At 64.5% G+C, this 9,106-nt stretch carries 9 protein-coding genes; 2 read left to right on the forward strand and 7 right to left on the reverse strand.

Annotation, left to right across the window (positions count from 1 at the left end):
* Positions 1 to 187: 187 nt before the first annotated feature.
* The 5 genes from WDA27_12470 to WDA27_12490 all read right to left on the reverse strand — a co-directional run bounded on the left by WDA27_12470 (position 188) and on the right by WDA27_12490 (position 3,536).
* Positions 188 to 868, reverse strand: a complete 681-nt coding sequence (locus WDA27_12470; protein ID MFA5891746.1) for a uracil-DNA glycosylase — start codon at positions 866 to 868, stop codon at positions 188 to 190.
* Between the two features lie 95 nt (positions 869 to 963).
* Positions 964 to 1,296 (reverse strand): histone H1-like repetitive region-containing protein, encoded by a 333-nt coding sequence (locus WDA27_12475; protein MFA5891747.1) that lies wholly within the window; start codon positions 1,294 to 1,296, stop codon positions 964 to 966.
* Positions 1,297 to 1,454: 158 nt separating this feature from the next.
* Positions 1,455 to 1,919: an Rrf2 family transcriptional regulator gene (locus WDA27_12480; protein ID MFA5891748.1), complete on the reverse strand. Its 465-nt coding sequence runs from the start codon at positions 1,917 to 1,919 to the stop codon at positions 1,455 to 1,457.
* Between the two features lie 112 nt (positions 1,920 to 2,031).
* Positions 2,032 to 2,313 (reverse strand): MoaD/ThiS family protein, encoded by a 282-nt coding sequence (locus WDA27_12485; GenBank protein MFA5891749.1) that lies wholly within the window; start codon positions 2,311 to 2,313, stop codon positions 2,032 to 2,034.
* Positions 2,310 to 3,536, reverse strand: coding sequence for a threonine synthase (locus WDA27_12490; GenBank protein MFA5891750.1), 1,227 nt, complete (start codon positions 3,534 to 3,536; stop codon positions 2,310 to 2,312). The genes WDA27_12485 and WDA27_12490 overlap by 4 nt, the downstream gene beginning before the upstream one ends.
* A 57-nt stretch (positions 3,537 to 3,593) precedes the next feature.
* Here WDA27_12490 and WDA27_12495 point away from each other — a divergent pair, with 57 nt between their 5' ends.
* Positions 3,594 to 4,448 carry an HAD family phosphatase gene (locus WDA27_12495; protein ID MFA5891751.1) on the forward strand — a complete coding sequence of 285 codons (855 nt, stop codon included), beginning with the start codon at positions 3,594 to 3,596 and terminating at the stop codon, positions 4,446 to 4,448.
* A 58-nt stretch (positions 4,449 to 4,506) separates the two neighbouring features.
* On the opposite strand, the gene WDA27_12500 is transcribed toward WDA27_12495, so the two are convergent.
* Positions 4,507 to 6,123: a hypothetical protein gene (locus WDA27_12500; GenBank protein MFA5891752.1), complete on the reverse strand. Its 1,617-nt coding sequence runs from the start codon at positions 6,121 to 6,123 to the stop codon at positions 4,507 to 4,509.
* A 161-nt stretch (positions 6,124 to 6,284) separates the two neighbouring features.
* The gene (locus WDA27_12505) at positions 6,285 to 7,415 is read right to left on the reverse strand and encodes an AI-2E family transporter (protein MFA5891753.1); all 1,131 of its coding nucleotides are present in this window, start codon (positions 7,413 to 7,415) and stop codon (positions 6,285 to 6,287) included.
* Between the two features lie 73 nt (positions 7,416 to 7,488).
* Between WDA27_12505 and WDA27_12510 the strand changes: the two genes are divergently transcribed.
* The gene (locus WDA27_12510; protein ID MFA5891754.1) at positions 7,489 to 8,970 is read left to right on the forward strand and encodes a trehalose-6-phosphate synthase; all 1,482 of its coding nucleotides are present in this window, start codon (positions 7,489 to 7,491) and stop codon (positions 8,968 to 8,970) included.
* The last annotated feature ends 136 nt before the right edge of the window (positions 8,971 to 9,106 follow it).

Below are 9,106 nucleotides of genomic sequence, written 5' to 3' on the forward strand. Positions count from 1 at the left end.
GTCAAAAGCCTCGTCCGGGCGAAGCCCGGTCTCTAGCACTCTCAAGGCCCGAGTGCTAACGCCTATTTATATGGCCCCCGTCGCGGCGCGCGCAAGTCCTACACGCCGGCAAGCGGGCACATGCGTCAACAGATGCGCCGCGCGCGGTTTCGCAGACGACGGCCGAAAGCTGCGAGAAGACCTTGGGTCAACCCGCGCGCGCACAACGCGCGGCCAGCGAGATGGCGTCGTCGAACATCGCCTCAGTCAGCCGCCTGGTGAACGTGTTCTGCTGACTCGGGTGATACGAGCCGACCAACACGCGACGACCGACGACGACCTCTGCTCCGTGACTGAACTTCGGCTTCGGCGACACCGGCTCGCCCATAGATCGGAGCACCCGCAGCACGCCGTCCCACGCGAAAGATCCCAGCGCCAGGATCGCGCGTGTGTGCGTCAGTGCCCGCAACTCACGTTCAAGAAATTCCGCACACGCATCCCGTTCAATCGGAGTGGGCCGATTGAACGGTGGAGCACATCGGACGACCGCAGTGACGTAGCAGTCGGTCAGGCGTAATCCATCGTCTCGCGACACCGAATCCGACCGGTCGGCGAAACCTGCGCGATGCAGTCCTCGACACAGCCAGTCCCCCGACCGGTCGCCGGTGAACATTCGCCCGGTTCGATTCGCGCCGTGCGCCGCCGGAGCAAGACCGACGACGACTAGAGATGCGCGCCCATCACCGAACCCCGGCACCGGTCGGGCCCAGTACTCCGACTCCAGAAACCGCGCCGGGGGATTGGCCGCCGCGCGTTCTCTGCACGCAACGAGCCGAGGACAACGAGCGCACGCGACGACGTCATCTCGGATCTTCTCCAACAACTTCACTCTGCCACCTCCTGCGCGCGCGACGACCGCAAGTCGCCTCGAAATAGCAGAAGAGGCCCAGTTTCAGGGCCTCTTCACGCCGTTCGACGATGGCCTTACTTCTTGGCGGCCTTCTTCGCCGTGGTCTTCTTTGCCGCAGGCTTCTTCGCGACAGCCTTCTTCGCTGCCGGCTTCTTCGCTGCAGCTGTCTTCCTGGCGACCGGCTTCTTCGCGACAGCCTTCTTCGCTGCCGGCTTCTTTGCGACAGCCTTCTTCGCTGCCGGCTTCTTCGCGACAGCCTTCTTCGCTGCCGGCTTCTTTGCGACGGCCTTCTTCGCGACAGGCTTCTTCGCGACGGCCTTCTTTGCGACGGCCTTCTTTGCGACCGTCTTCTTCGCCGCGGCCTTCTTCACCGCGGGCTTCTTTGCAGCTGTCTTCTTTGCGGGCACTCGGTCCCACCTCCCTCGGCAGTCGGCATCAACCGACTGAAAGCGTCACACCGTCGCGGAGTGTAGTTCTGAAGGTGGTCGGAGTAAAGAGTCAAGGAAGGAAATGGCTGCGCGACGCGATGCGCGAAAACGCGTGTCGTTCGTCGGCTCTTCGTAACTCAGGCGTCGTTGGAACCGGTGGCGAGTTCAGGCCACAGCAACGGTTGCAGCTCGCGATGACGCTCGGCGAGATCGGCGATCGTCGTTTGCTCGAAGACCAAACGCACCGCAGTTTCCACTCGCATCCACAACTCCTGCAGTCCGCACTTGTGCGAGCGCGCGCAACGACCGTCGTGCGGCTCGACGCAATGCATCGGCGCGAGGGGACCTTCGAGAACTTCGATGACTTCAACAACCGGGATTTCCGACGCCTCTCGCGCGAGCGAACATCCACCATTCGCGCCCCGCTGGGAGTCGACGATGCCGGCCTTGTGCAGCGCGGCCAACTGGTGCTCAAGGAACCGCAGTGGGATTCCCTGGGACTTGGCGATCTGTCGAGCGGGAACGTTTCCTTCCGAACGGCGAGCGGCCAACTCCATCAGCGCGCGCAGGCCGTATTCCGTCTTCAGTGAAACCCTTAGCATGTCGGCCCCAATAAACAGTACCCGTTACCTGAGAAAAGGGTATCCGAGCCCGAGAGCAGGGGCAAAGCGGGACTCCCGACGACCGCGAAATCGGGGCGAACTGCGAACCGGTCTAACAGAACCCACCGGCGACCGCCGGAATGATCGAGACCTGCGTCCCGGATTGAAGCGGAGTTTCCAAACCTTGGAGGAACCGGATGTCCTCCTCGCCGACGAAAAAGTTGACGAACCGACGGATCTCTCCGTTCTCTTCGCACAGGCGCCCGCGGATCCCTGGGAACTGGCGCTCCAGATCCTCAATCATCTCCCGAACGGTCGACCCCGAGGCAGAGACCTCCGCGGCGCCGTTGGTGACGCGGCGAAGCGGCGTAGGAATACGAACGGAGACTGTCACTTCCCCTCCTCGATTCGAGCAGCGAACAGGTCGAGTTTCGGCGGGATGACCATCGTGGGTTTCGCGGAATCGGCAACGGCTTCGATCGTCTTCAGCCCGTCTCCAGTCACCAACGCGACCACACGCTCATCGGGGCGCACCACGCCGGCAGCCGCAAGCTTGCGCAGCGTCGCGATGGTGACTCCCCCTGCGGTCTCGGTGAAGATCCCTTCGGTCCGAGCCAGCAAAGCGATTCCTTCCAGCACCTCTTCGTCGGTAACCGAGTCGATCACGCCGCCGGTCTCGCGCGCAGCCTTGATCGCGTAGTACCCGTCGGCCGGGTTACCGATCGCCAAGGACTTCGCGATGGTTTTCGGCTTCACCGGACGGATGTGTTCCTCGCCGGCTCGGAACGCCGTTGCTACCGGTGAGCATCCCTCGGCTTGCGCGCCGCTGATGCGCGTCGCGTGCCCGTCCAGCAGCCCCACCGTGACGAGTTCATCGAACCCGCGACGAATCTTGGTCAGCAAAGATCCGCTGGCAATCGGGACCACGACGTGATCCGGCGCCTGCCAGCCGAGTTGCTCGGCCACCTCGAACGCAAGTGACTTCGAACCCTCGGCGTAGTAGGGACGAATGTTGACGTTGACGAAGGCCCACTCGTACATGCCCGCGATTTCCGAGCACAGCCGGTTGACGTCGTCGTAGGTCCCCTCAACCGCGACCAGGTTCGGTCCGTAGATCGCCGTCGCAACGATCTTGGCGGCCTCGAGATCCGCCGGGATGAAGATGTAGGCATCCATGCCCGCGTGAGCGGCATGTGCGGCAACGGCGTTCGCAAGGTTGCCGGTCGACGCGCAGGCCGCCGTCGTGAAACCAAAGTCGCGGGCGACCGTCAGCGCCACCGACACGACACGGTCCTTGAAGGAGTGCGTGGGGTTCAGGGTGTCGTTCTTGATCCATAGGTCGCGCAGCCCAAGCTCGGCCGCCAAACGCGGAGCCGGGACCAGCGGGGTATAGCCGGCTCCGAGATCGACACGCTTCTCGCTGCCCGGCAGCAGGTCGGTGTAACGCCAAATTGACCGGGGTCCGGCCGCGATGCTTTCGCGGCTGATGTTCTTCCGGATTTCGTCGTAGTCGTAGACGACCTCCAGCGGTGCGAAGCAGAACTCGCACACATGCACCGGCTCGGCCGGGAACTCCCGGCCGCACTCACGACAACGAAGACCAAGGATCGCGCCCATGTGAGGTCCAAGGATAGGGCAAACGGCGGAAGACCGCGCATCGAATAGCATGCCCGCATGAACCTGGGCCGTGTATCCGAGGTCCCCGACGCGCTGTCCGGGGTCGAAGTCGTCTACACCGACCTCGACGGAACCATGCTCGGAAAGAACGGCTCGTTCTTGCACGACCCGGGTGGAGCTGCGACGACCGAACCGGCGGAGGCGCTGCTCGCGGCGCGCGCGGCCGGAGTCGATGTGGTCCCGGTCTCGGGCCGCGGGCTGCGCGGACTCCAGGCGGACGCCCGGATCCTGGGGCTCGGCACGGTAATCGCCGAGATGGGCGCGCTCATCTCGTACGAGTTCGGCCGGGAGGTCGTCCAGAACTTCGGAGCGACTCCGAAGCCGGGGATGCCTGCGGCCATCATGGAGGAAAGCGGCGCCGTCGCCTTGCTCCTTCGCTCCTTCGGGCACCGCCTGGAACACCACACCCCTTGGTCGGCATGGAGAGAGTGCACCCAGTTATTCCGTGGGTTGGTGGACACATCTGAGACCGACGCGCTGTTGGAGCGCGAGGGATTCGGCTGGCTGACGCTGCACGATAACGGGCGACTGCACGGGCAGTACCTGGGAATCCCGAAGGGGAGCGCGCGGGCGTACCACCTCCAGCCCCGCGGGGTCTCAAAGGGGGCGGCCGTCGCGATCGACCGCGCGCGCCGGGGCTTCGACCGTCAGGCGTGCGTCGCGCTGGGCGACTCCGTCGCGGATCTCGAACTCGCCGGCGAAGTCGGGACGTTCATCATCGTCGGCGACGCGGTCGAGCACGACGCGGAACTTGCCGCCCGGTGCGAAGCGGCCGGCAACGTGATTGCCACCGACCGACCGCAGAACCTTGGGTGGGCCGACGCCTTGCGCGAGATCGCGGCGCGCGCCTAAACCCGTCCCGGCGCGCGCCGCACGATCCCGCCGCTTCGAAGACCCTCTCCGGACGCAGCTAAGAAAAGAGCGCCCGGATCATCGCGATTTGTGTTTCCAGAGTCTTGTCACCGAAGCACGCGTCGATCGAGTATGCGTCCTCGTACTCGAACATGCCGCCGCCGGCGAAGCCGGGACCCTGGCGTGCCGCATGATCGGTCTCGAAGGACTGCGGCATGTACCCGAGGGCGTCGTTGGCCTGACCGATCGCCAGTCCTGTAATCGGCGCCATCTCTTCGATCGTGTTGGAGAAGTTGGCGAAGATCTCACCCGGGGCCGCCGTCACGATCACGCCGCCGATGCGTGCCGCAGTTGCTGCGACATGCACCGAGACCCCGGAAGCCGACACGCAGGGCTTGTTCGACCCTTCCTTGGCCGGAGTGATCTGAGCCGAGGCCGACTGGAAAGGCCTGTCAAAGAACCCTCCAGTCCCGAGCGTCATCAGCGGGGTGTTGGTCACCGGCTGATCCCAGAACGTCTGCGCCACATTGACGTCCGGCTGCGTCACGAGCGTCCCGCCGCCGATTCCGGGAAGCAGATCCGCGAGGGCCTTGCCCATGCTCCCGCGTGAGTTGCGGCCGGCCGACATGTTGCCAAGCCCCGATTCAAACGCCAGCCCGATCCCGCCGAACCGCTCCTCGACGCGCTTGGCGAACACGCCCGGCCAGTCGGCGTGGGCCACGGTTTCGTCCGAGCCGAACGACGTCGCGTGAGCGGCGAAAGTCGCGACCGTGGCAACCGTCTCGTCGTCCCTCCCCACCGCGCGAATCCAGTTCACCGTGGGGTCTTCGGCAGAGTGATATGTGTCACGCCGTTCGTTGTTGTAGGGGCGTGCCAGCGTGTCGCCGGCCTCGAGCCTCGCCGGAACCATCTGTCCAACCGCTTCGCGCACCGACGTCCGCATCGCGTTTGCCACTTGGCGCATGTACCACTCGGGAACACCCCCCCACCCTCCGATGAAATCCATCGAGGAATGAGCGTGCGTCGACGAGAACACAAACGATGCCGGATCAAGACCAAGTTCCGCACCCAGTTGCGCAGCAAGATCGTGCGCACCGCAGGCCTCGTCCGACGGACAGAGTTTGTTGTAGAGACCGTTGTATCCCTCACCGTCGAGGATCGTCAGGACCAAGGTCCCGCCACCACGAGAAACCGCGAACGAGCGAGCCCACAGGCCGTAGCCGTTCTCGCCGCCCGCAGGAACGTCCGCGTCGTAGTCGTCCCACCCGAGAACCGGCTGCGAGGGGCCAATGCCGAAACCCCCCATGTAGATGCAGTTGGTATTCTCGATCCACGGGAGTCGCCAGTTCGCCGCGTGCGTGAGGCTTCCCTCCACGTCGCCGCTCGTCATCGGCAAGCACTTGGCCGCGTCGTCGTGCTCCCACACCTCGCCCTTGGATTCGTCGGGCATCGGCTTGATGTCTACCTTGGCCGCACCGACCAGGGCCTCGTCGGGTCCGAGGTCGTCTCCGATACCGACGTTCGCCCCATCGAGCGAACGCGCGGTCGTCGGCGTGCGCGATCCGGGCGCGCCTGGGATTGCAGTTGGGACCGGAGCAAGACCGACTCCCGCCCAGGCGGCGCCGACGATCAGCACGCCGGTCACGCCGGCGGTGAACAAAGAACGAAGACGCATGATTCCTCCATCTCGCAGGCTCTCGAACCGCTCCGGAGCCGCGCTCCCGCCGGCTCGACCAAGCCCTATTCGTCGCCGGCCTTCACATCCCCTTCACCGGGCGCACGAATGCACAGGACTGCGGGTTGTGAGATCCGAAATGGCGGCGCGAACCGCGGCGGTCAGCCGACGAACTCAGACGGCTGCGGCCCGGGAGGCGTCGGCGGCCTGACTCCCAGCCGGTGACGACGACTCCAGGAGTAACGGGCGATGACCTTAAACGACGCGATGGTCGGGATCGCCGCGAGCATGCCGGGAATCCCCGCAATGGTTCCGCCGGCGAGAAGCGCAAGCATTACGGTGATCGGATGCAAACGAACTGTGCGCCCCATCACGTTCGGACTGACGATGTGGTTGTCGATCTGCTGCACGACGAGCAACACGATCGCCGCGTAGAGCGCGCGCACCGGGTGGTCCGACAACAGCCCGACGGCGACGGCTGGAACGGCGGCTAGGAACGGTCCAACCAGCGGGATCAAGTTGAAGATCCCGGCGGCCAACCCGATCAAGACGGCGAACGGCAACTTGACCCATGTGAGCCCAATAGCGCTCGCCGCCGCGACGAACGCCGCCACCAGTAACTGGCCGCGGAAGAACCCCCCGAGGACCCCTCCGACTTCCTCAGCAAGACCGAGCACCTCGTCGCGTCGGCTCGCAGGAATGACCTGCTTGATCCAGGCCTGAATCTTCGGTAAGTCGAGCAACACGTAGATCGAAAGCACCATCCCGAGAATCACAACGACAAGTCCGTGAACGATCGTTCCGGCAACCGTACGCACCCCGCCAAGGAACGACCCGACGGTGTCGCGGTTGGATCTGATCAATTCCGTCAGGTCCGACGGAACCTGAACCCGGAAGCTGATTCCGCGACGAAGAGCAATGGAGTTAATCCGGTCCGCGATCTCATTGGCGTATCGGGGGAGTTCGTCCAGCAAGCCCGACAACTGGCGCCCAAGAAGAGGAACCAAATACGTGAACATCGTCACAACGGCAGATAGAAACAGAACGTAGATGATCAGGACGCCGTACCCGCGCGACACGCCGAGGCGCTGCAGGCGAGCGACGAGCGGATTCAACAAGTAGACGACCAGCACCGCGATTGCGATCGGAGGGAAGATGACCCACAGAGGAACCACCAAGAACGAAACTGCTCCGTACGCGAGCACCAGGATTCCAATCAGCGCCCACGAAACGATCCCCGCGCCGACAATGTGATCCCGCAGACTCCGGCCTTGCGTGTTTTCGGTGGCCACGGTCCAATGGTACGCGGAACGACGCACGCACACCGCGAATCGGGCCGAAGCGGCGATTATGTAGCATAGGAAGATGCCTCACGACCCCGCACCGACGGACATGGATGCGCACCATGACCGCTCCCTCGTAGTCGCATCCAACCGTGGGCCCGTCACTCTGGTCCCAGACGAAAGCGGAAACGTCACCGAGCGACGCGGGGTTGGAGGGCTGGTCACTGCGGTCGGTGACGCCTTGCGCGGGAGAGACGGAACGTGGATCGCCGCGCCGATGTCGGACGCTGATCGCGCGCGCGCGACTGAGCGCGATCCCAACGTTCGCTTGCGGACGCCCGGTGGTGAGATCCTGCGCGTACGTTTCATCGACGTGGAGCAAGAGCTTTACGACCCGTATTACAACGACTTCTCTAACCGGGTCTTGTGGTTCCTGCACCACTATCTTTGGGATCCCGTGCGCCCGCCGGCATTCGGTCGTCGCGAAACCGACGCCTGGGATGCGTACCAAGCAGTCAACCGGCGCTTCGCCGACATGCTGGCTTCTGAAGCCGGTGAGGACGCGCTCGCACTTCCGCACGACTATCACCTCTCGCTCGTTCCCGGCATGCTGCGTCGATCACGCGGGGAGTTGCCGATCGGTCTGTTCTGGCACATCCCCTTCTGCCGAGCCGGGCAGCTCTCGGTCATCGGCCAGTGGGGCGGGTGGCTGCTGGAGGGCATGCTCGGCGCCGATGTCGTCGGGTTCCATACCAAGAGATGGGCGAACAACTTCGCCGACTGTTGCCGGGCGGTGCTTGGAGCTCAGGTTCGCAACGGCATCGTGAAGTTCAACGGACGCTCGACGCGCGTCGGGGTGTATCCGCTCGGCGTGGATCAGCCCGGTCTGCGAGCCGAGGCGGAACGACCGGAGGTCGCCGCGGCGGTGAAGGACATCAACGAGATCGCGGGCGATCGCAAGTTGATTGTTCGCGTCGATCGGACCGAGCTTTCGAAGAACATCCTCCGGGGACTCATCGCGTACGGCGCAATGCTCGAGCGCCGGCGCGACCTCCACGGGCGCGTCGTGCACCTTGTCATGCTGACCCCGTCCCGTGAGGACGTGCTCGAATACCGCGAGTACATGGCCGCATGCGAGGCGCGCGCGCACCAGATCAACGACCGGTTCGGGACCGCGACCTGGCAGCCGATCGTGCTCGAAATCAGCGACGACTTCGCTCGCTCGCTCGCGGCCTACCGCAGGTACGACGTCTTGGTTGTGAACCCCGTGTACGACGGGATGAACCTCGTCGCGAAGGAGGGTCCTCTGCTCAACGAGCGCGACGGGGTACTCGTGTTGTCCACCAACGCTGGGGCCGCTGCCGAACTCGGGCCGGGAGCGCTTCTCGTGGATCCGTACAACCAAAGACGAACGTCACTTGCACTCGAAGCGGCCGTAGACATGCCCGCCGAAGAGCGTCGACGACGCGGGCAGATACTCCGTGAATTGGCGCCGGGGATGTCACCATCGCGCTGGCTCGAGGCGCAGATCGACGACCTGGCGCGCGCGCCAACGCTAGTCTAGCGAGACGACCGCAGCGAGGCGAGCGTCTTCAACAACCGCAACAGGTCCCTAGGCCCCTGCGCCGTCCAATCGGCAAGACGATCCAACTCGGGCGGCCCCTCACTGCTGGCCACCGAAACGCGAACGCGCGGAACCA

This window comes from Actinomycetota bacterium (genome assembly GCA_041658565.1).
GTDB lineage: Bacteria > Actinomycetota > AC-67 > AC-67 > AC-67 > JBAZZY01.

Bases quoted from the DNA above. Each gene is read 5' to 3' on its own strand.
- WDA27_12480 (MFA5891748.1), bottom strand. From the start codon at position 1,919: ATGCTAAGGGTTTCACTGAAGACGGAATACGGCCTGCGCGCGCTGATG.
- WDA27_12490 (MFA5891750.1), bottom strand. From the start codon at position 3,536: ATGGGCGCGATCCTTGGTCTTCGTTGTCGTGAGTGCGGCCGGGAGTTC.
- WDA27_12495 (MFA5891751.1), top strand. From the start codon at position 3,594: ATGAACCTGGGCCGTGTATCCGAGGTCCCCGACGCGCTGTCCGGGGTC.
- WDA27_12500 (MFA5891752.1), bottom strand. From the start codon at position 6,123: ATGCGTCTTCGTTCTTTGTTCACCGCCGGCGTGACCGGCGTGCTGATC.
- WDA27_12510 (MFA5891754.1), top strand. From the start codon at position 7,489: ATGCCTCACGACCCCGCACCGACGGACATGGATGCGCACCATGACCGC.